The 23,612-nt window shown below is 35.5% G+C and carries 28 protein-coding genes and 2 pseudogenes; 21 read left to right on the top strand and 9 right to left on the bottom strand.

Annotated features, from left to right (window positions below; translation table 11 throughout):
* Positions 1-66 precede the first annotated feature (66 nt).
* The 4 genes from A7P54_RS05390 to A7P54_RS05405 all read left to right on the top strand — a co-directional run bounded on the left by A7P54_RS05390 (position 67) and on the right by A7P54_RS05405 (position 4,243).
* A complete protein-coding gene (locus A7P54_RS05390) occupies positions 67-483 on the top strand; it encodes a YeeE/YedE thiosulfate transporter family protein (RefSeq protein WP_171549203.1) in 417 nt (138 codons plus the stop codon).
* Positions 483-893, top strand: coding sequence for a DUF6691 family protein (locus A7P54_RS05395; protein ID WP_005313588.1), 411 nt, complete (start codon positions 483-485; stop codon positions 891-893). The genes A7P54_RS05390 and A7P54_RS05395 overlap by 1 nt, the downstream gene beginning before the upstream one ends.
* A gap of 10 nt (positions 894-903) precedes the next feature.
* Entirely contained in the window at positions 904-1,779 is an 876-nt protein-coding gene (locus A7P54_RS05400; RefSeq protein ID WP_171548875.1) for an MBL fold metallo-hydrolase, read from the top strand.
* A gap of 133 nt (positions 1,780-1,912) precedes the next feature.
* Complete coding sequence (locus tag A7P54_RS05405; protein ID WP_171548876.1) at positions 1,913-4,243, top strand: TonB-dependent receptor; 2,331 nt, start codon at positions 1,913-1,915, stop codon at positions 4,241-4,243.
* A 59-nt stretch (positions 4,244-4,302) separates the two neighbouring features.
* Here the strand turns inward: A7P54_RS05405 and A7P54_RS05410 are convergent, their stop codons facing one another.
* Positions 4,303-4,797 (bottom strand): DUF2867 domain-containing protein, encoded by a 495-nt coding sequence (locus A7P54_RS05410; RefSeq protein ID WP_171548877.1) that lies wholly within the window; start codon positions 4,795-4,797, stop codon positions 4,303-4,305.
* A gap of 314 nt (positions 4,798-5,111) precedes the next feature.
* On the opposite strand from A7P54_RS05410, the gene A7P54_RS05415 reads away from it, so the two are divergent.
* The 5 genes and pseudogenes from A7P54_RS05415 to A7P54_RS05435 all read left to right on the top strand — a co-directional run.
* A complete protein-coding gene (locus A7P54_RS05415; RefSeq protein ID WP_171548878.1) occupies positions 5,112-6,203 on the top strand; it encodes an LLM class flavin-dependent oxidoreductase in 1,092 nt (363 codons plus the stop codon).
* A 155-nt stretch (positions 6,204-6,358) separates the two neighbouring features.
* A complete protein-coding gene (locus A7P54_RS05420) occupies positions 6,359-6,619 on the top strand; it encodes a hypothetical protein (RefSeq protein WP_171548879.1) in 261 nt (86 codons plus the stop codon).
* A 78-nt stretch (positions 6,620-6,697) separates the two neighbouring features.
* Entirely contained in the window at positions 6,698-7,489 is a 792-nt protein-coding gene (locus A7P54_RS05425; protein WP_171548880.1) for a class I SAM-dependent methyltransferase, read from the top strand.
* 739 nt (positions 7,490-8,228) lie between these two features.
* Entirely contained in the window at positions 8,229-8,678 is a 450-nt protein-coding gene (locus A7P54_RS05430; RefSeq protein WP_171548881.1) for a hypothetical protein, read from the top strand.
* Positions 8,679-8,727: 49 nt separating this feature from the next.
* Positions 8,728-8,868: pseudogene (locus A7P54_RS05435) on the top strand (G:T/U mismatch-specific uracil/thymine DNA-glycosylase); the annotation flags it as partial.
* A gap of 139 nt (positions 8,869-9,007) precedes the next feature.
* Here A7P54_RS05435 and A7P54_RS05440 read toward each other — a convergent pair.
* The 4 genes and pseudogenes from A7P54_RS05440 to A7P54_RS05455 form a co-directional block, all read right to left on the bottom strand.
* Complete coding sequence (locus A7P54_RS05440; protein ID WP_171548882.1) at positions 9,008-10,129, bottom strand: phage integrase Arm DNA-binding domain-containing protein; 1,122 nt, start codon at positions 10,127-10,129, stop codon at positions 9,008-9,010.
* A gap of 2 nt (positions 10,130-10,131) precedes the next feature.
* Positions 10,132-10,361 (bottom strand): annotated as a pseudogene (locus A7P54_RS05445) (hypothetical protein).
* 211 nt (positions 10,362-10,572) lie between these two features.
* Positions 10,573-11,292: an ERF family protein gene (locus A7P54_RS05450; RefSeq protein ID WP_171548884.1), complete on the bottom strand. Its 720-nt coding sequence runs from the start codon at positions 11,290-11,292 to the stop codon at positions 10,573-10,575.
* An 11-nt stretch (positions 11,293-11,303) separates the two neighbouring features.
* Positions 11,304-11,849, bottom strand: a complete 546-nt coding sequence (locus A7P54_RS05455) for a hypothetical protein (protein WP_171548885.1) — start codon at positions 11,847-11,849, stop codon at positions 11,304-11,306.
* A 406-nt stretch (positions 11,850-12,255) separates the two neighbouring features.
* Here A7P54_RS05455 and A7P54_RS05460 point away from each other — a divergent pair, with 406 nt between their 5' ends.
* A complete protein-coding gene (locus A7P54_RS05460) occupies positions 12,256-13,377 on the top strand; it encodes a DNA cytosine methyltransferase (RefSeq protein ID WP_171548886.1) in 1,122 nt (373 codons plus the stop codon).
* A 2-nt stretch (positions 13,378-13,379) separates the two neighbouring features.
* Here A7P54_RS05460 and A7P54_RS05465 read toward each other — a convergent pair whose 3' ends face one another.
* Both A7P54_RS05465 and A7P54_RS05470 read right to left on the bottom strand, forming a co-directional pair.
* Entirely contained in the window at positions 13,380-15,284 is a 1,905-nt protein-coding gene (locus A7P54_RS05465; protein ID WP_171548887.1) for an ATP-binding protein, read from the bottom strand.
* 178 nt (positions 15,285-15,462) lie between these two features.
* A complete protein-coding gene (locus A7P54_RS05470) occupies positions 15,463-15,834 on the bottom strand; it encodes a hypothetical protein (RefSeq protein WP_171548888.1) in 372 nt (123 codons plus the stop codon).
* A gap of 178 nt (positions 15,835-16,012) precedes the next feature.
* Between A7P54_RS05470 and A7P54_RS05475 the strand changes: the two genes are divergently transcribed.
* The 10 genes from A7P54_RS05475 to A7P54_RS05515 all read left to right on the top strand — a co-directional run bounded on the left by A7P54_RS05475 (position 16,013) and on the right by A7P54_RS05515 (position 21,157).
* Entirely contained in the window at positions 16,013-16,264 is a 252-nt protein-coding gene (locus A7P54_RS05475) for a hypothetical protein (protein WP_171548889.1), read from the top strand.
* A 24-nt stretch (positions 16,265-16,288) separates the two neighbouring features.
* Positions 16,289-16,741, top strand: a complete 453-nt coding sequence (locus A7P54_RS05480; RefSeq protein ID WP_171548890.1) for a phage regulatory CII family protein — start codon at positions 16,289-16,291, stop codon at positions 16,739-16,741.
* Positions 16,742-16,816: 75 nt separating this feature from the next.
* Positions 16,817-17,008, top strand: coding sequence for a hypothetical protein (locus A7P54_RS18820; RefSeq protein WP_216077033.1), 192 nt, complete (start codon positions 16,817-16,819; stop codon positions 17,006-17,008).
* Positions 17,005-17,874: a hypothetical protein gene (locus tag A7P54_RS05485; RefSeq protein WP_171548891.1), complete on the top strand. Its 870-nt coding sequence runs from the start codon at positions 17,005-17,007 to the stop codon at positions 17,872-17,874. Before A7P54_RS18820 ends, A7P54_RS05485 begins: the two co-directional genes overlap by 4 nt.
* Positions 17,871-18,473: a restriction endonuclease gene (locus A7P54_RS05490; RefSeq protein ID WP_171548892.1), complete on the top strand. Its 603-nt coding sequence runs from the start codon at positions 17,871-17,873 to the stop codon at positions 18,471-18,473. Before A7P54_RS05485 ends, A7P54_RS05490 begins: the two co-directional genes overlap by 4 nt.
* A gap of 25 nt (positions 18,474-18,498) precedes the next feature.
* Complete coding sequence (locus A7P54_RS05495; protein ID WP_171548893.1) at positions 18,499-18,996, top strand: hypothetical protein; 498 nt, start codon at positions 18,499-18,501, stop codon at positions 18,994-18,996.
* A 201-nt stretch (positions 18,997-19,197) separates the two neighbouring features.
* Positions 19,198-19,482, top strand: coding sequence for a hypothetical protein (locus A7P54_RS05500; protein WP_004772361.1), 285 nt, complete (start codon positions 19,198-19,200; stop codon positions 19,480-19,482).
* 80 nt (positions 19,483-19,562) lie between these two features.
* Entirely contained in the window at positions 19,563-19,823 is a 261-nt protein-coding gene (locus tag A7P54_RS05505; protein ID WP_171548894.1) for a hypothetical protein, read from the top strand.
* Positions 19,824-20,147: 324 nt separating this feature from the next.
* Positions 20,148-20,588 (top strand): hypothetical protein, encoded by a 441-nt coding sequence (locus A7P54_RS05510; RefSeq protein WP_171548661.1) that lies wholly within the window; start codon positions 20,148-20,150, stop codon positions 20,586-20,588.
* A 26-nt stretch (positions 20,589-20,614) separates the two neighbouring features.
* A complete protein-coding gene (locus A7P54_RS05515; RefSeq protein WP_171548895.1) occupies positions 20,615-21,157 on the top strand; it encodes a hypothetical protein in 543 nt (180 codons plus the stop codon).
* A 52-nt stretch (positions 21,158-21,209) separates the two neighbouring features.
* Here A7P54_RS05515 and A7P54_RS05520 read toward each other — a convergent pair whose 3' ends face one another.
* Positions 21,210-21,644 (bottom strand): hypothetical protein, encoded by a 435-nt coding sequence (locus tag A7P54_RS05520; protein WP_171548896.1) that lies wholly within the window; start codon positions 21,642-21,644, stop codon positions 21,210-21,212.
* Between the two features lie 168 nt (positions 21,645-21,812).
* Here A7P54_RS05520 and A7P54_RS05525 point away from each other — a divergent pair, with 168 nt between their 5' ends.
* Positions 21,813-22,487: a hypothetical protein gene (locus A7P54_RS05525; RefSeq protein WP_171548897.1), complete on the top strand. Its 675-nt coding sequence runs from the start codon at positions 21,813-21,815 to the stop codon at positions 22,485-22,487.
* Between the two features lie 36 nt (positions 22,488-22,523).
* On the opposite strand, the gene A7P54_RS05530 is transcribed toward A7P54_RS05525, so the two are convergent.
* Positions 22,524-23,576, bottom strand: coding sequence for a hypothetical protein (locus tag A7P54_RS05530; protein WP_171548898.1), 1,053 nt, complete (start codon positions 23,574-23,576; stop codon positions 22,524-22,526).
* Between the last annotated feature and the right edge of the window lie 36 nt (positions 23,577-23,612).

The raw sequence follows: 23,612 nt of genomic DNA on the forward strand, positions 1-23,612 counted from the left end.
ATTTGTTCTTTAGTTAATATTTATAATAATATATTATAAAAACATATATTGATGAGTGAGAGGATGATGACAAGTATTATTCTAGCTTTAATTGGTGGCGCGTTAATTGGATTAGCGGCTGTTGGTTATTTATACGTCAATGGGCGTGTCGCGGGTTTGAGTGGTTTGATTGCCCAATTATTACAGCCAAAAACCTTTTTTAAAAGTTCAGCTTTTTGGTTCTTATCTGGCCTAGTCATCGCGCCATTTATTTATCAAATTTTTGTAAAACCTGAAATTATCATGCAGTCATCTCCGCTCACTTTGATCATTGCTGGACTGTTGGTGGGTTTTGGAACACGTTTAGGTTCAGGTTGCACCAGTGGACATGGAATCTGTGGGATTAGCCGTTTATCGCCACGTTCAATGGTTGCCACAATTACATTTATGATCGCTGGTTTTGTGACAGTGTATGTGGTGCGTCATATTCTGGGAGCAGCGTAATGAAGAATTTGTTTGCTTTGATCTTTGGTAGTCTATTTGCACTAGGGCTCTTGGTTTCTGGAATGTCAAATCCTGAGAAGGTATTAAGTTTTCTAGACATTTTTGGCACATGGGATATTAGTTTGATGTTTGTGATGATTGGTGCAATTGCAGTTGCATTTATCCCATTTCAGAAAGCCTTGCGCAATCCCAAAACATTATCAGGTGAGGCGATTGCTTTACCAAACAATAATCAAATTGATAAGAAGTTGATTACAGGTGCGATATTATTTGGTATGGGTTGGGGAATTGCAGGCATTTGCCCAGCACCCGCAATTACCCTAATCGGACTGGGTTATTTTGAAATTTGGTATTTTATTGGAGCAATGCTGCTCGGCATGTTGATCCATCGTCTTTGGGCCAAACAGTAGGAGAAATGCAGTGCAACATCCAACAGTCAAAGCCTTTTTTGATGAGCAAAGTAATACCTTTAGTTATGTTGTACATGATGCTGAAACAAAACATTGTGCAATTATTGATAGTGTTTTGGATTATGATGCTGCCTCGGCATCAACATCTACACAGCACGCAGATGAGATCATTGCTTATATTGAATCTCAAGCCCTTACCGTTGAATGGATATTGGAAACCCATGTTCATGCCGATCATTTAACGGCGTCGCAATATCTGAAATCTAAGCTTGGCGGCAAGATTGCCATGAGTGAGAAAATTGCCATTGTTCAGGAAACATTTAGTGCAATTTATCATATTGATATGAAATATTTTAATACGCATCAAGTGTTTGATTATCTGTTCAAAGACCATGAACACTTTAGTATCGGAAACTTAGCGGCATATAATATACCGACACCAGGACATACACCTGCGTGTTTAAGTTATGTGATCGGTGATGCTGTTTTTATCGGTGATACCTTATTTATGCCCGATTATGGAACGGCGCGTTGTGATTTCCCAAAAGGCAGTGCAAATATCTTATTTGATTCTGTGCAAAAACTGTATCAATTGCCAGAACTTACACGTGTCTTTTTATGTCACGACTATAAACCAGAAGGTCGTGATACATATAGTTATGAAACAGATATTCGAGCACAGAAGCAAAGCAATATTCACTTAAATGCAAAAACACTGAAGCATGAGTTTGTACAAATGCGTCAAGCACGTGATGCGACTTTGTCGATGCCTAAGCTTATTCTACCGGCAATTCAAATCAATATGGATGCAGGCCGATTCCCAGAATCTGAGTCTAATGGAATCCGCTACTTAAAGTTGCCTCTGAATTACTTTAATCAATCATAGAATACTTAATTGCTCAAAAGGATTTGAGCGATGTCTTTTTCACGCACATTAAGAATAAAAAATGAAGCTTAGGTTTTGTTTGAATACCCAATTGCTATGTTATAACATAACAATTGAAAATAAGGAGTTCAATGTGCGTTATAAAGCCTTGGCAATAGCCATTCTATTCATTCATCAGCAAGCATCTGCAGATGAGCAGGACAGTTCTGTCATTTTGCCAAAAATCAGTTTAAAAGCAGAAACAGATCTTTCAATCGGGAACAATATTGTTGTAGAGAATCGAAATACACAAAATCAAACTTTAGGGGATGCACTCAAGCAGGTGTCAGGTGTACAGAGTAGTGCTTTTGGTCCCAATGCAGGAGCACCAGTTATCCGCAGCTTAAGTGGCAATCGTGTACAAATTCTTGAGGATGGACTATCGATTTATGGCATGAATGCTATCAGTGGTAATATTGCCATTCCATTTGATCCATTATTTAATCAATCTATTCAGGTAAATAAGTCATCGGATAGTGTGCGATACGGCGGAAATGCCATCGGTGGTAGTGTAAATGTAGAGAATGGTCTGATTAGCAAAGAAATTCCCAAGAAAGATCATAATTTAGAGTTGGCTGTGCGAAAAGGTTGGAATAATACAGATGCACATGGTTTTAAGCTGAATTTAAATAATCAAAGCAACTTTTCAACCAATTTTTTATTTTCTAAACAAGACATTTCTTCTTATAAAATTCCAGGTGACAGCAAGGCTGAGCAATGTAATAGCGCAGTATTTCCTGCAACAGGTGGTGTGAATTCAGCGTTGGCAGATGCTTGTCAAAAAGATACGCGCATACAGCAGATCTATAACACCGCATCGCAAAAATATATTGACCAATTTATGACTGAAAATCCAGATTGGGCAGATGGGAAATTTTCATTCTATACCGATAAGCCGTCATCTGTTTGGAGTGGTAAGACATATATCAACCCAGAAAATCCTGAATATATTGCTGATACACCCAAGTTTAAAGAAAACAGAATTAATAACGATGTGACACCAAATTACAATCGAAAGCTAGGCAATAGCTATTTGGAAAATCAGCATTATGCGATCGGAAGTACTTACTTTCTGCAAAATGGCTATATTGGCTTGAGTGCAGATTCCCAGAAAAATGCATACGGTGTACCAGGCTTTTCTTTAGAAAATAAGTCGTTTCAATCTTCTTATGATGATGGTCTACCTGTAGGAATAAAGACGGATCAACGAAAATATACATTGGATAGTCAATATAATTTTGATACACCATTTTTGAAGGGAATCGACTTCAAAGCGAATCAAGTGATCAATCGTTCAGGTGAATATCTCGGGACACAGTTAGCAAATGATTACCGCTTTGATACCAAACAAGCTGAAATACTATTCAGACATCAACCTTTGCCGTATTTAAATGGTCTACTTGGGCTGAGTCAGAGTAATCGAACTGTTGAAGGACAGGGGAAACTACGCTATTTACCCAATGTAAATACCAAGACACACGCCATTTTTGTTCAAGAGAAAATTGATCTAGATTGGCTTTCTTTCGATGCAGGTTATCGCCAAGAACGTATTGATCACTCGATCAAAGACAGTGATTTTAAAGTCTCTCGCAACTCGCCGAATTCTAAGTTGCAAGATACTAATTTCGATTTAGAAAGCTATAGTTTTGGTTCATATCTCAGAATGAATGACTATCTAGGCATGAAGCTTAGATATTCAGTATCGGAGCGTGCGCCTGAGCTGAATGAACTTTATGCCAGTGGTAATCACTATTCGATCATGGTTAATGAGCAAGGAAATCAAAAGTTAGCGCCTGAAAAATCTAAAAATACAGAGCTGACCGCTTTATTCAATTATCAAGATTTTAATCTTGAGGCTACCGTGTATAAGATGAAATTTGAAAACTATCTCTATCTCACTCATTCTGGCATGCAAACGGCGAACCGCTTACCACTCAAATACTGGACTCAAACAGATACTGAAATCACAGGTTTTGAAGTTGATCTAAAACAAAAAATTAATACACAGCATTTGGGGCTTTTTACCCTAGGCGTGTTTGCTGATTTTGTGAAAAATAAAAATTTAAATCCGAATCGAACGAGCTTGTTTAATGATGGCAATTATTTACCAAACATGCCAACCAGTCGCTACGGTGCAAGCGTAGAGTGGAGTAAAGGGGATTGGGCGGCACGTCTCTCAAGTATTTATTATGATAAACCGAAATACCTAGGCAAGAATGTTTCGGAGGAAGAGCCATTGCCAGCCTTCAATATGGTCGATATGCAGATTAGCAAGCATCTAAAATTAAAGAACTCTGATATTGACGTGTTCCTAAACGGTTCAAATTTACTGAATGAGGAGGCGAGACCGCATAATTCCCCATTGAAATATATTGCACCATTGCCAGGGCGTGGTTTTCAGCTTGGTGTAAGTATGAAGATATAAGGTGATATAAATCTGGCCACTGAAAGAAAATCGCAAGAAGCGCTTTCAGTGATCGCCACTTAACACGATTGATTTAAATTTTTTAATGAATTTTTGACGATTAGATCATGTACCAAGGAGACCGGAAGCATATAAATCTTTCCAAAAAGATTGTAAGTAATCACACTGGTTGTGACTGTCAACTCATTCTCCTGTTCATTATGTTCCTGAAGCTGTAATGCGACCAATACGCTGAGATGTTTATCTGTAGATTGTAAATATAATTCCTTGTCCGTAATTTTCACCACATCAAAAAAATCCAACTTTTCATTGATCTGAACATTTTCGGGTTTAACCGAATCAAAGCCGCTGATCGGTTGGACACCTCCTAACCTTAAACTTAAAAAATCTCTGATTTTAAATGCAATACGTAACCAAAAGGGTGGATGTCCTGTCATTAAATTATAAACTTGCATCACTGTTAGGTTCTTATCGATGTATTGATGTGCTTCATGTAGGTAGTTAAGCGCTGCTAATGGAGCAACCAAAGGATGAAGATCATTCTGATGTTCCATTGTGCTTATTCCTAGATTTTATAGATATATGAAATTTATAGTAATTTATAGATGAATTTCTGGATATTTGTCAATCACATAATCTCAATTATATTCTGAATGAGATGGGTGCTTCTCACCTAAAATAGCTTATTCATTTGATATTTATTTTGTTAAACTGAGTTATATTTCACATAATTTATAAAAATTTAAGTACAGTAAGATTGATTTTATAAGATAGAAACTAAGTGCTTATTACGATAAAGACAGGCTTTTTTCGAGAAGTAGGCTTTTCCATTCCACATTTTAACGATTTATATTAAAAAGGAAAAATCATGCATCAACACAACTTCAACTTATCTGATCACTTTAAATTAGGCATTTTTGCCTCTAATTGTTCTGGAGGTTTAACACCTTCGACTCTAGATGATGGTTGGGATGCGAGTTGGAGCCAAAACTTGGAATTGGCACAAATGGCCGATGATGCAGGAATTGATTTCATGTTATCCGCGGCACGTTTTATTGGTCATGGTGGCAAAAAGGATTTTCATGGAACGGTATTAGAGACCGTGACATGGACATCAGCATTATTGGCAAAAACGAAAAATATTCAGATTTTTGCGACATTGCATACGGTACTGAATCATCCAATTGTGGTCGCAAAACAAATCGCAACCATGGCCCAAGTCAGTGATAATCGTGTCGGCCTAAACATCGTCGCAGGGTGGAATAAGCCTGAATACGACGCGATGGGTTTACAATTGCCTGATGATCATGAGACACGATACGGTTATGCACAAGAATGGTATGAATTAATTAAAAAAACATGGCAAAGCACTGAGCCATTCAACTGGGACGGTAATTTTTTTCAAACGCAAGGCACTTATGGAAAACCAGCTCCTCAAGTTTTTCCACCCATTTTTAATGCCGCTGGTTCAAAAGAAGGCCGTGAGTTCGCCATTAAAAATTCAGATTTTTTATTTACGCCTGCTGCCGATCTAGCGCGTTCAATGACAGAAATTAAAGAACTTAAAGATGAAGCCGAAACATTAGGTCGCAAAATTAAAGTCTTGACCTTTGCCCATGTGATTTGCCGTGCTACTGAAGAAGAAGCCAAAGCTGAGTGGGATCGACAATTAAATAATGCAGATCACGGTGCCATAGAGCAATTGATGAATACCTTATTTTCGTTTTGCAAATCTTTTCCAGCTGATTTACGTGAACAATTACGCCAACGTATTGCCGTAGGTCATGGTGGTTTTCCGTTGGTTGGGACGCCTGAACAAGTGGCAGAAGGCTTGATACTGTTACATGAAACAGGTTTTTCAGGTAGCACCTTGTCTTTTCTCAACTACAATCAAGAATTTCCATATTTCAGAGATCATGTTTTACCGATTTTAAAGGACAGTGGCTTACTGAAAGCTTAGGCTGATGGGGTTTGAGATGATCTTTTGATGTATCAAAGATCATCTCAATTTGTTGTGAGTCCTTTATTTATATGAAAAAAATGATGGATTTTGAGTAAGCATCTTTACTTTTTATGTTATAAAAATAGCTCAATAATTAAACTTGAGAATAACAAATGTCTGAACAGAAATATCATTGGTACTTAATTGCTTATACGTTTAATGATAAGAGCAATAACGGCAATACAAGGAATTTCAGTATTCAGCTGCCGCTAGAAACATTCTTGCCCCCAGTTTCCAAATCTAAATTAAATGAATTAAGCGTTATTGGTGCCGAGTGGATCCAAAAGAATGATCCCACGACTCAGCCAGAGAATTTATTTGCGATCTCGATTTGCTATTTAGGTGAAATGACTCAATCACAATTTAATGCTTAGGTTAGATGTAAAAGAAGGCCCTAAAGAGCTTTCTCTTTATAATTAAAACTAATTTTTAAGTTCCTAAAAGGATAAAAGATGAGTGAATATATCAGTATTAATAAGAATGCTTGGAACCTAAAAACCAATGCACATATCAACAGCGAGTTTTATGACAATATTTCCTTTCTAAAAGGAAGAAATACGCTAAATCCAATAGAACTAGGTATTTTAGGGGGCATTTCAGGCAAATCCATACTACACTTGCAATGTCATTTCGGACAAGATTCTATGTCTTTGGCTCAACTTGGAGCTAATGTTACAGCTATAGATTTTTCAGAAGAAGCCATAAAAAAAGCAAAAGAGTTCAACGATGAACTAGGTTTAAATGTAGACTTTATTTGCTCCGATATTTATGAACTACCCAATATTTTAGACAAAAAGTATGATTACGTTTTTACGAGCTACGGTGTTATAGGATGGTTAGAAAATTTAGATTTATGGGCTAACGTGATATCCAATTTTTTAAAAATTGGGGGCAAATTTTTGATTGTTGAATTTCATCCATTCATATGGATGTTTGATGATGAGATTAAAAATATAACATATAGCTACTTCAAAAATGACCCTATAAATGAAACATCTACTGGCTCTTATGCAGATAAATCAGCAGAAATAAACTATCAAGCAATCACTTGGAATCATAGCCTGAGTGAAATATTTACAAGTTTAATCAATCATGGAATAAATGTTCTGGAATTCATAGAATATGATTACTCATTCTATAACTGTTTTGCCAATATGACGAAAGAGAATGAAAAATACAGGATTGAGCATTTTGGCAAAAAATTACCATTGATGTTTTCTATACTGGGTGAAAAGAACCAATAAATTTATTAAATATTAATAACTTGTTTTTTGAAACTCTTTAATTTTTTGGATGTTATATGAAAAAAGTGATGAATTTTGAGTAAGCCTCTTTACTTTTTATGCTATAAAGTTAGCTCAATAATTAAACTTGAGAATAACAAATGTCTGAACAGAAATATTATTGGTATTCATTTTCTATTTAGGTGGATTGACTCAATTACAATTTAATGCTTAAGAAAGCAGATGTTGTAAGTCCCTAATTTAATAAAATGCCAGTTTTAGAGATTGCTGTTTTATTTGGAATAAATAAAAACTATGAGGCAAGTTCGTTAGTAAAGAAAGATTTTTTAAGGTTAATTCACCCAATTTAAAAATACTTGATAAATAAAGGTGAGATTAGCAATATTGATTTGAACAATAGAGCCTAGATAGGTTTTACATTAATCAATATATTCAATAAGTTGCTGTGGAATTCAATGGATGTGACTTAGGTTGTATCGGTGTATATTTCAAAAAAAAGCAGAAGAAAATTTTTTAGTTGGCCTAGGAGTAAAAATATTCCATCCACTTTAAATATTATAAGTAATCAATTTTATACGGAACTGGTCACTGACCGCTCTAAATTACAGAATATCTACCCAACAGGAGTAAAAGTTATCTGTGGAAAAATTATCTAGGTATAAACACTTAATCCATATCATCTAAACTTTAAAAATGTTACATTTCCTTAAAAATTATCGTGTTTTTTAGGACAAATTAGATGAATGCAAAATTCAAAAATTTAATGATATTAATTCTATTTATGGCTCAGTCGACTTATGGTAAAGAAGAATTGACTAAAGATGAGTTTTTTATGAAATCAGAATTAATAAAATTAGCTTTTAGTTGTTCAGAATTAAACAATATTGCAAAAAATGATAATAATTCAAAAAGGTTAGGTGTAATAGCTATGGCTCACGGATTTGAAATTTCTAAATTTACAATTAAAGAATTAAAAAAAGATAAAAAAGTTGATCAATTTTTAATGGATTTGAATAAACACTATAAGATCAACAATGATGTATATGCTGGTTTTTTGCTTGGTAAACAACAAAATGAGATAGAAAATAAAACCAATCAATTAGTGAATGACTTGAGCGAAAATAATTATGATAAAAGAGAAAGTGTTGCTAAGCAGTTGATTATTCATAAACAATGTAATTTACTATAATAAGTTCAAAAGTTTTTTCACTTAATTTAAAATTTGGCTCTTGGTATAAATGACTGATATAGAAATAGAAACTCATCCATTGCAACCTTTTTTACCTGCGACTGCTAAGCTGCTGATGCTCGGCAGTTTTCCACCGCCACAAACTCGTTGGAAGATGGATTTTTACTATCCTAACTATCAAAATGTAATGGCGATAAATTAAATTAAGATATTGATTTATATGGATTATTATAGTAAAAATTAGCGCTTTTTAACGTAAAAATGGGACTTATAGAAACCATAGAAAACAATAACTTAGAAATCCCATTTGTGAAGCGTATTTATGTCATTTAGGCAAATGGCAGGGCAATTCCAACATCAACATCATTCCAAACAATTTCATGTCCAGCCTCGTAATGTTCGGTCATTTTTACTGAGCTATGGCCAGCCAAAGCTTGAGCACTTCGACCTGCTTTTTTATGTAAGAAAATAGCCAGTGATCGTATTTCATGAAAAGTCGGAATTTGCCTGCCTTTCAAATCAGGATATGCCTTAGCAAGTTTAACGATCTTCAAGAACTCCTCGGATAAATACTGAGGAAGAATTTGAGTCCAGTGCTCTTTATTCGCATTCTTAGTTTTACGCTTAGGGATTTGATAAATTACAAACGGAGTAACAACTTTAGCTGATTTGCATCGATCTAAAACCTTTTGCAGTTCTGCATCAATTTTAATTCGAACATATCCAGCACCTTCCATCACCTCAAATTCATCGAATGAATCAGTAGTGGTTTTCTGTTGTGCAATATGAATATATCCATCATAAATATCAGTCCAACGTAGAGCCACAATATCAGTGCGTCTTTGAGTGGTTAAAAGAGATAGGTCAATTGCGTTCTGGAGCCATAATGGGGAATGAGCCCTAATCTGTTGTAGTCCCGCAATTGTATGGCGCTTACGTTGTCTCTGAACATGCTTTGTCAAAGTAATACGGGCAGGGTTATCAGGGCAGATCCCTTTGCTCATTGCTACATCAAAAATATTACAAAGCAAGCTTCTAAGCGCCTTACGGTTTGAGGGTGTCAGCTCATCTAATTGATCATTTACCATTTTTAAAGTAATGGAGTCTAAAGACTTATTACCCCAAACTTTGAAAATTCGGTTCAGCTGAATTTGATAATTCTTCTTTGTGTTGTCCGATATAGGGCGGCCATCTTTACGTCTCTTTTCCTCAAGGAACTGTTCGCAAAAATCTTTAAATGAGACTGCTTTGCCAGTTACGCTAGAAACATAATCTTCTTCCTGAATCAGGAGTGAGTTAAGTTTACGTGCAGCTTGAACTGCAATAGCCTTGTTACTCCCCATAGAATGAAATTTACCAGTTTCAGGATGGCGATATCGCCACGATTTACCATTATCCCTATAGAGATTCGCAGGCAAGTCTTTGTTGCCTGCATTTCTAGAACGTGACATTTTTAACCTTGCAGTACTTTATTTACTAACTCATCGCCAGTTTGCTTTTCATAAGCTTCCCAGTTGATGTACCAGGTACCGCGTTTGCCATCTTCTGCGCCATGTAATTCTGCAGGTAATTTACCGATGCGGCATTTACGGGTGATGGTTTGGGGAGTGGGAGGAGTGGCGCCATTTTCAGCGTCGCCATAGACTCGTTTGATAAATTCAGAACTCGAATTAAGCAAGACATAAATATTTCACCTCAAATTAATTATTTATTTTTTCAAAAGACTGCGCACGAGCAGCCTTTTGATTGGTTAATAGCGAAACCGAGACATCCTTGATCAATTCATTGCCTTGCAATATCTGCTGTTTTGCTTGGAGAGCTGTCGTAGCCTCTACACGTCCTCGTAAGCTGCCTTTGCCGTGAAGCTTGGCCACATACTTAAAGATGTAGGTTTTTACGCACTCCAACCCTCCATGTCCTTTTTTGCCTTACATGCCTGCACAATCTGACTTTCATAGCGTGTGCCTTTAAACTGTTTATAGATCGCACCTAGATCTGCTTCTTTGTCGGTGTGATGAATTGCGTTTAAAGCTTGCTGAAAATCATTGGTTAGTTGTATTGCAGCATTGGCTGGAGCCGTCTGGTTATACTGCTGACGTTGTTGTTGAGCAGGTTGTTTGTTCTGGTTGCGTTGCTGATTTTGAGCAGGGGCATTTTGTTGATTGTTGCGAGTCTGCGTATTGGTTTGCTGATGGTATGCATCAGTATCGGCATCTTGAGTATCATCAATCAGGAACAGACCATTCAAAGCATATTTACGGGCATAGGAACTGGATGATCCAAAAGTCTGAGCAACATCCATCCCTTTTTTATTGATCTCCACGCCAGCATGTGCGGTAGTCATGGTTTGTTTGCCTTGAGAATCGGTAAAGACCGCTTTGGCTGTAATCACCACGACTGGCCCAATCTCTTGTACTTCATCGCTAACAACAAGGGTAGCACCGTACTTTTGCAATAGTGGTTTAACACCTTCAAGAATGTCTTCAAGACTACGGTAATGGAATTTACCAAAGCTGTTGAATTTGCTCTTTGGTGCTTTTAATTCAAGCTGAATAAGTTGTAAGGCATCTTGTGTACTGGTTGATGCCATTTGTTGATTCACGGCTGCATTCATCATAAATCTCCTTAGGCACCGTTATATTGGGCGTTGCGGTAATCAATCCGTTGTTCTTTGCTATAGCGTGGGGTTTGGCTTTTAACTCTGCGTTCTATGGCACGTTGGTAATTTACGATTTTCTTGATATTACCTTTTAGCCAATACACAGCTAATTCTTCATCTGTGATTGGGCGTGCTTGGCTATCTAGGGATTCTTTTACCAAAATTGAATGCCATTCAAAGCATGAAGCTTGAGCACCACCAAAGAATTCACTATCAAAATCAGGGGTGTAATTTAACGATACTTTGACCAGATAAATTTTTGGGCCAAGGCGTACGTTGTAGTAGCCGTTCACGTCTTTACAGATGAATTGCGCGAAAGGTGTGGTATAGCGTTTCTTTTGCATGACAGGCTCCAAATTCTTGGTTTTACCCTGTGTATATGATGCTGAAAACCCAGTATTTACAGGGCTTACAAGTCGCTGTGCGTCATAGCTTGTCGGTTGTATTTTGTTCGATAATGAGCCGTTGAAAGGCTTGGTTTTTGGGTTAGAAGCTGTATGTAATGGTCCCATGTGCTTATCCTCCAAAGATGCCGTAAATGACAAAGGTGAGGAGGAGCCAGAGCAAGAAAACCACTAAAATAATAGGGAAGAGCTTAAGCGCATCCTTTAGATTGGCTTTGATGAAGTCGAGTGTACTGACCTGATAATCAGTAGCAGAAGGGTGTTGGTGTAAACGTTGGGACGTTTGACTATGTATAGGCTTTTGTTTCATACTTATCTCGCTTAATTGCAAAGCCCCGTCGCCGTCCAAAGTTTCGGGGTTTTTTGTTGTCTGTGAGATAAATATTACCAAAAAGGTAATTTATTGCAAGTTAAATATTATCTTTATTTTGAGTAAATAAAAAACGGTTGACATAAAGAACGGTCGTAATTCAAGGAAAAAAAATGTATGATGCATGTGTTTGAGGGGGAGAACATGACAAAAAAAATTATTGACTTATTCGCTGGAGCTGGTGGTTTAAGCTTAGGAGCCGTTCGTGCAGGTTTTGATATAGCTGGTGCTATTGAGTTGGATCAGCATGCCGTTTCAACTCATATTAAAAATTTTCCGCTGACATCTCACATTCAAAAAAATATTTCTGAGCTTAGCGGAGTTGAAATTCTAAAAGAATTAAAAATATCAAAAAAGGATTTAAGAGGTATTATTGGTGGCCCTCCTTGTCAGGGCTTTAGTACTATGGGTAAACGTGAATTAGAAGACCCTCGGAATAACTTATTTAATGATTTTTTTCGTATTGTGAAAGAACTAGAACCTGATTTTTTTGTTGCAGAAAATGTTACAGGTATTTTAAACGAAAAATATGCCGAAATAAGAGAATCTGCTTTTTCACTTGTTAGTGAAAAATATGATTTACTCCCACCTTTAAAAATTAAAGCTTCTGATTATGGAACACCAACAATCAGAACGCGTATTTTTTTCATTGGTTTTCATCGAAAAAAAATTAAAAACCCATTACAAGAGCAAGACTTTTATCAACAAGCAGTTAAAGCGGTGACTGTAGAAGAAGCACTTAAAGGTTTACCTAAAGATATTAAACCAACATGGTTAAAAGAAGCTGATTCTTGGCAGTCAATCGATAAAGAAAAATTCGGTATAGATGAATTCTTTCAAAAAGTTGCGGGCCAAATTCCAGTGGGTGTCGGAGATCCAGTTAGTTTAGAAAGATATTTGGAACAAAACCTAGTATCAGGATGTCATGGAACAAGACATTCTCCTGAAGTTGAAAAACGATATAAAGAATTAGAGTTTGGTGAGCAGGATAAAATATCTAAATCAGTTAAATTAAAACCCAACGGTTATTGCCCAACATTACGAGCAGGAACTGGAAGTGATAAAGGAAGTTATCAAGCTGTAAGACCAATTCATTATTTAGAGCCGAGGGTAATTACACCTAGAGAAGCAGCAAGATTACAGGGCTTCCCAGATTGGTTCGTTTTTCATGAAACAAAATGGCATAGCTTCAGACAAATTGGAAATAGTGTAAGTCCAATTGTTGCAGAAGCTATTTTAAAACCAATTTTCGAAATCTTAATTTAAACTCACTCATAGCACTTTATTAGAAAAGGTAATATAGAATACCAAAAAGCATTTATATTATCTTTATCCCAAATATTTTTAGGATGATGAAGAGTATTTTGTAAGTATTGTATGCTACGAACAGTTTTTTGAGATGGATTTATATTACATAAAGCTCTAATTGAATCGACGTCTCTAGTATCATCATCAAAAGCATTTTTGCTTACCATATGGTCTAGACAACGTTCAACTTGTTCTGCTAATGAGTCGAGCTGACTTAAATTAATTTTTGATTTTTTAGTTTTAATATAATATTTACAACTAAGCTCAATAAATGCTCTTAATAAAAATAAAACAGCATAAGGAGATCCTTTTTGAGGATCTAATCTTAGTTTAGACATTTCATTAATAATTGCACATAATTTTTTTTCATCAGGTGGAATATTAAACGGGTGTTTTCCTTTGGGGAAAAGCACATTTTGACTCAAAGCGTGTGGTGGAATATCGTATAGCAATTGCTCATGAGAAGGTAACTCTTCTTCTTCATCCTCTTCTTCCAGCTGTTGGTCTTGCTGAGCTTGCTGTTGATCTTGCTGTTGGTCCTGCTGAGTTTGCTGTTGATCTTGCTGACCTTGTTGTTGGTCTTGCTGAGCTTGCTGTTGATCTTGCTGACCTTGCTGTTGGTCCTGCTGAGTTTGCTGTTGATCTTGCTGACCTTGTTGTTGGTCTTGCTGAGTTTGCTGTTGATCTTGCTGACCTTGTTGTTGGTCTTGCTGAGCTTGTTGTTGGTCTTGCTGAGCTTGTTGTTGGTCTTGCTGACCTTGTTGGTCATTACCAAACAAATCATTTTGTATAGGATTTTCTTCAGTTATCGGTCTATAACCTTTTTTTAAGACTTTAGAAACATGTGTTCTCCATGATTCAGAAAAGCTTTTCATTGTTTGTAGAGCTTTTTTATATGTAACATGATTTAAGTCGATATCTGTTTTACTAGTATTCCATGGTAAAGAGCCAGCTTGCCCAATAAAATACGCCTTGCCAATAAAACCATTATGTTCACTATGAAATTTTGTATGCCATCCTGTATCAGCAGTCCAATCAAATAATTTTACTGCTCGATCATTACAAAATACAAACCATCCACAGTCTTGTGGAGTAGCATTTGGTTTTTTGTTATAACTCTTTTCATAATTAAAAAAATGATCAGAATTTTGACCTAGCTCAATTACTACCTTAATGCCGTTATGATTAAATTCTTTTTTTCTTTTTGTAAAACCACTTGTGTCTCGTATCTTAATATTACAAGCTTCAACTAACTTTTCATTAACTGAAATATGCAAATTCTTATTTATAAATTCACTATATCTAATTGATATTTCTTTAGTAAAAGTTTTGATCCATTCTGAGTTGATAAAACTATTGCTTACGTCATTATTTAAATTATTAATTTTTATTAAAGTACCATTGGTTCCTTTTCTGGTCTCATCAGTTATTGGAAGCGTCCACTCATTATTATTTAGAAATTCTGAGACGTCGAGATTGATTTTTGAACGTTCATTGACAGTCTCTGTGCAAATATGAATCTTCCTACCTAGTTTAAATAAAGCTCTATTTAAACCAATACCATAGAAGCCGATACTAGTTGAATGATGCTGAGTTTTTGTACCGAATCTCAGTGTTTCAGAGATTAAGGAAGTACGTGGAATTCCACATCCTTTGTCTTCGATTGAAAAACATTCTTTATTAAAGTTGATTTCAATTAAATAAGGTTGGTAATCAGAAATTAGTTCTTTGTCATGCAAAGGATAAGCATCAATTGAGTTATCAATTAAATCAAATATACATTCTTCTATAGTTACATCTTTTGTAATTCCATTAACTAAATAATCTTTAGCTGGTCTTGTATCTGCTAAATAATCTTTGCTCATGCTTTTTCCACTTGAAATAAATATTTAAAAAACTTATAGAAACGATATTCTGATCTTAATTAATTAACGACTACACATACAACTTAAGTTTTGATTTTTACTTGATACAAAATTTTTAAATTCCTTTTTATAAAACAAAAAAATTGACCTATTTAAAGAATAATATTTTACTAGAAATCTAAGAAGCTAAATTTACAATTGTTTTAAGAGCTTTGATTAAATCTGGTGAAAGTCTTCCTTTTGAATCTAGATAGTTTAAAGATCTAATTAACTCTTCTAAATCCCCATTGCCTTCCATTAAGAGAGAATTATTTGCAACTAATAACTTATCCTTTTCTACATGTAACACATCCAACCATCCATGTGGCTTTCCAAATGCATCTTCGATTTCACGAGCTACTTTATTACCAATCCCTTTGATTGGTGTCGTACCTGCAAACTGACTAGTTTGAGATTGGCCTTTATTAATCTTATTAGCAAAGTTAGAAACACCGCCAACTTGGTCAACCAAGATTCGTGTGTTGTTATATCTAATCGTTTTGCTGTCCATAAATTAACTCAACATTTAGCTATATTCGCTACGGAAAAATACCTAACAGGTAGTTTTTAAAGAAAAAATACCATGTAGGTATAATTCTACTTTTATCACCTTAAAGGTAAACAAGAAAAAAGGTTGTATTTGCATTACCTAAAAGGTAATATTTGGATTGATTAAAGAGGATCAATCTATGCGATTTAGAGACTTCATTTTAAAAATGACTCCTGAGCAATTAGAAAAATATGCAAAATCTGCTGGTACAACAAGTGGTTATCTAAAAACACATCTTTTGTATGGATACAAAGAACCACGCAGAAAGCTCCGTACAGCTTTAGTTCAAGCAAGTAATGGACAAGTTTCGGAACAGGAAGTCTTGCAACATTTTGGGTTGTATCCAGCTCAAACATTACCTAATCAAAATGGTAATGAAGTAGCCATCTAATAAACACGTTCAAAAGGACTCGCAATGAACATATTAGATGCGGCTTACCACACGGTTCACGACTTTAAAGGCGGGGCAAATGCACTTGCATCACGCATGGGTATCAAAAGCCCTGCGGTACTTAATAGTAAGGTCAACCCAAACACGGAAACACATCACCTGACTTTGCTTGAAGCTTCAAAACTGATGGGCATCACAGGGGATTTTCGAATACTCCAAGCGATCTGTGCAGAACATGGCAAAGCAGCCATCGACTTACCAGATATACCTGAAAGCAAAAGAGACAGTTGCCTGATGGATACCTTTCTAAATATCGGCATCAAGAAAGGCAACGTAAGCAAGCAATTTAGAGAAATGCTTGCGGATGGGCGAATAACCAAAGGCGAGGCAATCGATATGGCCAAGGTCATTCACGACATGCATGTACTACTTGCCACGCTTGAGCAACAAATTAAAGCCTGTATTCAGAACCAATAAAAAACCGCTTCCTGTTATTAGCAGCGGAAGCGGTTTTATGGCCTTTTATTCATACTTGCTAAGCGAGACAAAAATATGAACGAACACAATCTAGCAAAACAGTCTGATAAAGATAAACACAATTCCGATGATTCGACGCAAGTCACTTTGATCATGGGCGCAGATCGCCATATCGAAAACCATATTTCTAAAAATTGCCGTGTGATTAGCAATGACGTTTCTAAATTTCTAAGTAGAGCTTTAAACGCTCAAAAGGAGATGACATGAGCCATTACTCAACTTTAAAAGGACTGGGAAGGGCAATCGCCTACTTTCCACAGCTCGGCCTATACCTTGGTAGCCCACTCGCAGGCATCTTTTTAAGCCAGCTTGTGTACTGGCACGATAAAACTGACCATGAACTTGGAGTATATAAAACCTCTGAAGAATGGCTTAAAGAAACAGGCATGACCTATAGCCAACAAAAAACAGCACGTAAATTACTTAAAGACCTTGGAATTTTGTTCGAAACAGAAAAACGTCTGGAACATAAACTGTATTTCAAACTTGATGTGGAAGCATTCGATCAATGGTTCGAAAACTGTATTCATTCCGAGGAAAATGGCGAACAACAGATCGTAAATCCCCGAACGCGAAATCCTACATTCGGGGAAGTAGAAAACTTACATTCGGGGGAGAACAAATCCTGCATCCGCGGTGATAGAAATCCTTCATCCGTTTATACAAAGATTACTACAGAGAATACTACAGAGATTACTGCAAATAATTCTTATGACCCTCCGCCTGAAAAACCTTCGCCCAAACCAAAAATATTTGATGCCAGCAGCATGGATCTATCCGAATACCCGAACGTCAATCGGGATGCATGGCTCGGATTTGTTGAAATGCGAAAGACCATCAAAAAACCACTGACGGAACGGGCAGCAAAAATCATTCTGAAAAAACTACGGGATGATTTCAAAGATCAGGCCAACGTCATACTCGACCAGTCCACGGTGAATAATTACCAAGATATTTACCCGCTGAAATCACCAACAGGCAGGCAACCGTACCATCACGGGCAACAACCCTACCAGAAGCGATTCGGCTTGGATGAACCTGCACCAATCCGTGACGTAGGAGATTATCCATGAGCAACATCGAACTTTTCCAAAGTGCATTTGCCGTGAATTTTCCAGTTGAAATTGCGGAAATGGTTCTAACCCGACTCGAAGATATCTACGGAAGCGAGTTTCAGAAAACCTATGGCCATCTGAGCAACGAGAAACTCCGTAATTTGACCTGTACGGTGCTGAATGGTTTAACGCCAATCGAACTACAGCGCGGCTTGAATCGGATGAATTCAGAAAAATGGTGTCCCAAGCTGCCTGAATTCCGTAGCTGGTGTGTACAGGCAGGTGATTGGTGGACAGCAGAACAGGCATGGGCCAAAGCACTGAATTTCAGCAATGACCCTGAATTCAAAATTACCACCTTGGCAAAGCGATGTCTGGATGAGGTGCAGTACATTCTGGCCAATCAATCACAGCGGGCGGCACACAAGGCATTCGTCGATATTTATCAGGACTATCTGGCGCAAGCGCAAAAAGCTGGACGCGTTCAGGTGATGTGGATTCCCAAGAAAACGATTGCTGAACCTAAGGCTCGGAATCACAAAGGCGTGCCATGTCCTGCTGATTTACTCGCACAGGTGAGTGGTGTGAATAAATACAACGAGGATAAGGCATCGTGATAGAGCAATTGGTAAGAGGTACAAAATGACATTGGTGATTGAAAAGATGCATATCATGCAGGCAATTGATTGGTCACGATTCGATTTAGAAGACTGGTTATACCAATTCGGTGCTTGGCTCTATAGTCATGCTGGTCCATGTGGCCAGAGTATTAACCCAATTGCTGTGGCGATGGATAACGCTGCTAAAACCCGACGTGCCAAAAAGCTGACGAAGAGGAAACGTAATCAAGTCATTGCTGACTATATTTCCAATGATTACGAGCCACCACGACCAAAGCGAGGCAAAGTCACTTGCGTGATTAATGATAATGAAGCTCGGGCTGTACAGCGTCTGATACTGGATATTTTGGGGCAGAGCGAAATCATGGATGAATGGCTGGATGCTGTGGTTGATCGTTACTTTCGAGGGCAGTCATGGTCTGAAATGGCTAATGAAGATCGTACTCAAAATAATGCGAGACAAGACGTTAAGTGTGGGTTGGCTGCGTTGCATTGTCGGTATGGGTTTATAGGGTTTTAGATAAAATCTAACTAGGAGTTAGTTTTTAGTTAATTTTTACAACTAAAAGTTAGTATTTCGCTAATTTTTCTACAAATTAAAGTTAGTTTTTATCTAATTTTTACAACCTGAAAATTAGTATTTACTAAATTTTATGGTGTAATAAGCCTAGTTTTAATAAGTAAGCGCTTACTTACTTAATTACTTAAGTAAAAGGTATATATGTCTGAATCAAATGATAGCGTTCGTTCAGAGCTAATGGACAACTTAAACGATCCAAATTTATTAGAATCAATCGGGAAAGCATACTTCGGGAATAGCTGGAAAAAATCAATGGCTATTGCATTAGCTGTTGATGAGAGACGTATTACGCACTGGATGCAAAGTACGAGACCTGTTCCAGTTGGTGTTTGGTCTGATCTAATAAAGATTGGGAAAGAACGTTTAGAAAAAATAAAAGCCGTTGAGTCACTAGCATTAGCAAAACTCGAATCTATAGGATCTTGACTGTGCAAATATAATTGCACATAATCTATCTCGATAGAAAAAGAAGTGCACAGTGCATTTCAGAACCCGAGGTGGACTATATGGAAATCAAAAATCAAGCATATGATGCCTGTGATGTTGCAGATGGCTATGCGTTGGCTTATGAGCAGGTTGCAGATCTAGCCGCCATGATTGGCGCTGTTCGTCATCTATGTGACAAGAACATTGAGTATGTGGGGAAGGTCTACGATGTACCTGACTCAGTATTCCAAGAACTGAAACGTGTTTTTAATATTATGGATGGACTGATTCAAGAGTCATTAGAGTTTAGCAAGGCGCAGGAAGATTCTTATAAGTGTTAAAAAATTAAAGCCTGTCGGAAGATGGGCTTTCTTCTATTAATATTTTTATTGATAATTCTATAATTAGGAGTAATAAATTAATTTATTGTTCTGACTAGGAAAGTAAATAAATTTCTATTAAAATATTTTAATAATTATTTTCTTTAGTATTCTATGTGCATTTGTTCAAAAATATTCTCATTCCCTGAAATCGTCTTAACATTCATTGAAAGTGTTCTAAACTATTTCTGGGTGTGGCTGGAAAGTTATAATTGGACTAATATAATATCATTTACAGCTAATTTATGCACAATAGTTGGCTTTGGCATAGCAGTTTATCTTTTTTTGACTTGGAAAAAACAACAAAACTATAGTTTTAAAAGAGATAAAGTTTTTGATCTTGAGCTGATTATTAATAAAATTAAAGGTATTGAGATTGCTTATCTAGATTTATATACAAGTCATTTGCTGACTTTAGCTAAACAGCAAAATCCTAGTAGTTTACCTCACCAACTTACAATTTTGAGTAATGACTTATTGTTAGCTATTAATGAATACTCAACAGCTAAAGAAGCTTTAGATATTATTAATGTAAATTATAATAAGGGGAAAATTATTTCAAAGAATAAGATGCAAGCAAATTTTTCAAGAGTTAGAAGTATTTTGTCGAAAAATAATACTAATGTGGCAGCTGTAATTAATGCATCGAAGGCAGCTCAAGCAGCAGCAACATTGCAATTAGATGAAATGTTGGTAGAATTATCAAAAATTCGGGAAAATATTTAGCTAATATATAATCTAAGAGAAAATAAATGACAGAAGATGAGCAAATAAAATTATTGTTAGACTTTTCAAATCCGATTTCAGAAGCAATTTCATTGCTAAATGATGGTGGGAAAGATGGTAAAATCTATTCAAATCAAGCAATAATGTTACTCTTGATCTTCTTTGATCAATTAGGTTGGTTATCGAGTCCGAAGGATTTTTCAGATGGTGGTGACTTTAAAAAATGGTTAAATACTTACATGGAATTTAGTGGCTTAAATTGCTCCGCAGAAGACTTATGGGTTGCAAGATGTGGGCTTTTGCATATGGGCTTACCTTACAATAAACAATTTAATGATAATAAAAATTATCAGATTGCCTGGTATTCAGATCTATTTTTTACAGAAGATCAAAGGAAGCTAGAAGAATCCAAGTATGCAAAACCGACAAAACTTGTAAACACCAATAGTCTCATTATAAATTTCCAAAAAGCTTTATTTAAATTTTTTAAAGATGTGCTTAATAATAAAGAATTAAATGCAGTAGTAATGTCAAAGCTGAAGAAAAGACCAATTCATTATCAGTTTTAGATATATATTAATATTTTGGAAAAATATTTTAAAAAATAGAATTGTAAGTATTCTATTCTAGCACTACCAATGGTCTTCTATCAAAATTAACCAAAAACTTCCATTGTCGAAGAAAGGGGAATTCGATAGGTGAATAATCATTTAAGATTTTGATAAATTCCTCATCAAAATCTGCTTCACGGAATAGCTGAACCTTGTTGTTAAATGAATTTACGCCATAGTGCTCTTTTGTTGCTTCTGAGCCATAAGCAGGAATCCATTCGTAAAATTCTAAAAGAATCTTTACCCGCTGATTCTTCCTCATTCCGTTCTTTAAATTACGTTCATATTCTTGGAAATGATTTAAGAGTTTTGCTTGCACCCAATTCCCATTAAAAAAGCGATGACCTTCAAATTTCCCACTTTCAAAACTACCTTCTATGATTTGATTGTTATGCAAACCTTTAAAATTGGTAGCAGGTAAGCCAATAGTGAAGCTTAAGTCCATGATGTTTTTATATTTTAGAGTTCAAGATGAAAGAATATTATCACTAAAGTATTCCAGTGCAAGGGAATATTTTGACAAGATGGTTTGAAGGTGTAAAAGATAAAAATATATTAAAAATAGTTGGTTATCTTCTATAATCAATTATAAAAATAAACAGAGAGATAACTTTTGATTAGAGCAGATTTATTTGAATTATCTTTAAGGATGGTTCTGGAACTAAAACAAGAAATCATTGAAAGTGATGTTATGGATTGTGGTCCAAGATTAGATTTGGCAGAGCAATGTATTTATATCTCATTTGAGCATGGGATCGCCGTAAATACATTGCTTACCACTGAGCTAGCTACTCAGGCAATGATATTACTTCGTGCACAATTTGAAGCAGTCGTAAGGGCTTATTGGATATTATTTATCGCATCAAATGAGCAAGTTGCCCAACTAACTTTCAGCTATACATTTGAAGAGCAATTTAAAAAAGATGAATTTATAGGTGTGACCAAGATGCTAAATGCTTTAGAAAGTGCGAATTTACCCGCTAAGCCAATAATTGATCACCTATCTGATTTCAAAAAATATCATCTTAAACAGCTACATTCTTTTGTACATACAGGTAAGCAGTCATTCACTAGAGATGTAATGGGGTATGCGGAAGATATGCTGCTTATCATGATGAAACAGTCAAATAACTTGATCACAGCAGCTGCACAACTAATGCTTAAACATACGGTTCCTGATAAACAGAAGTTCATACATCATCTGATTGAGAAATACCGAGAATGCTTTTATCTAGATGAGGATGTAGATGAGAGTTTAAAAAGAAGGGTGGAAGGTTATTTTAAATGAAAAAAGCCCATAAAATGGGCTGTAATTGTTTAATATTTACACACACTGATTAAATCTTAAAATATTTTTTGCGGGATCAAACTTTTCTATAAACTGGATGCTTTTATTTTTGGGAACTTTAAATGCCAAAAAGTAAGGTAAGTTCTCGTCGATATTTATCTCTATGTTGTTAATTTTTCTAGTGAATTCATTTTTAATGTTTTTATAGCATGTTTTTTCAATTGCTAAGTTTTTTTTGTAGGGTAAAGATTGTGTGGTATATAATCTAAATTCAAATGGGTGTTTTTTCATAATATCTTTATATTTTTCATCTAAGTAGACTTGAACATATATGATATTTTCGTGATGGTTGATTGATTCAGTTGATAAATGATAAAACGAAAAATCACTTTCGTCTGTTTTGTAATTATTTATCTTTTTTAATGTCTCTATATCAAAGTTTTCTTCTTTAATTTTTTTAAAAAAATCAAAGCTTTTAGTTGCATATATGCATTGATATTTACCACATATAACTTTAAAAATTCTTCGATTATCGTAATTGATGTAGTGGGATTGTTTCAAAACTTCAGCCTTGGAGTACTGTTTGCCATGATCATAAAATTTTAAAATAAATAGTAAGGCAGTGTAAAAAATTAGAGTGGAGAAAATAAAAACAAAATATGAGTTGAGAAGGTAGCTCGAAATTATATTTTCTTTAACCCGTAAATTTTTCTGTAAAATATTTCTAGCTGAATTGAAATATAAAACTATAGGTTTAATGTTTTTTTCTTTCTTTATAATCCTCTTCCATGCATAACTTAAAAAATATGATATTTTTATCTCTAATTTTCCAGATTTATACTTAAAAATTAGTAAGTAGACTATAAAAATAGTAAATATTAATAAGATAATTTGTGGGAAGTTAGATAGAAATATATATAGATTTGAAAAAAAGCCAATATGACTATAATCGCCGAAATCAAAATTTAGATCTAAATAATCATACCCTGTTTCATAAGTATAACCTTCTACTACTAATCTACCTGCAATGTACAAATAACCCAAAAAGAAGGAAATGCCAAAAGCTAAGAAAACCTCTTTGAATTTCATGATTTTATTCTCATTATAAACTAATAGTTAATAGTC

Origin of the sequence: Acinetobacter sp. Ac_3412 (assembly GCF_013072675.1) — a bacterium.
Classification (GTDB): domain Bacteria; phylum Pseudomonadota; class Gammaproteobacteria; order Pseudomonadales; family Moraxellaceae; genus Acinetobacter; species Acinetobacter higginsii.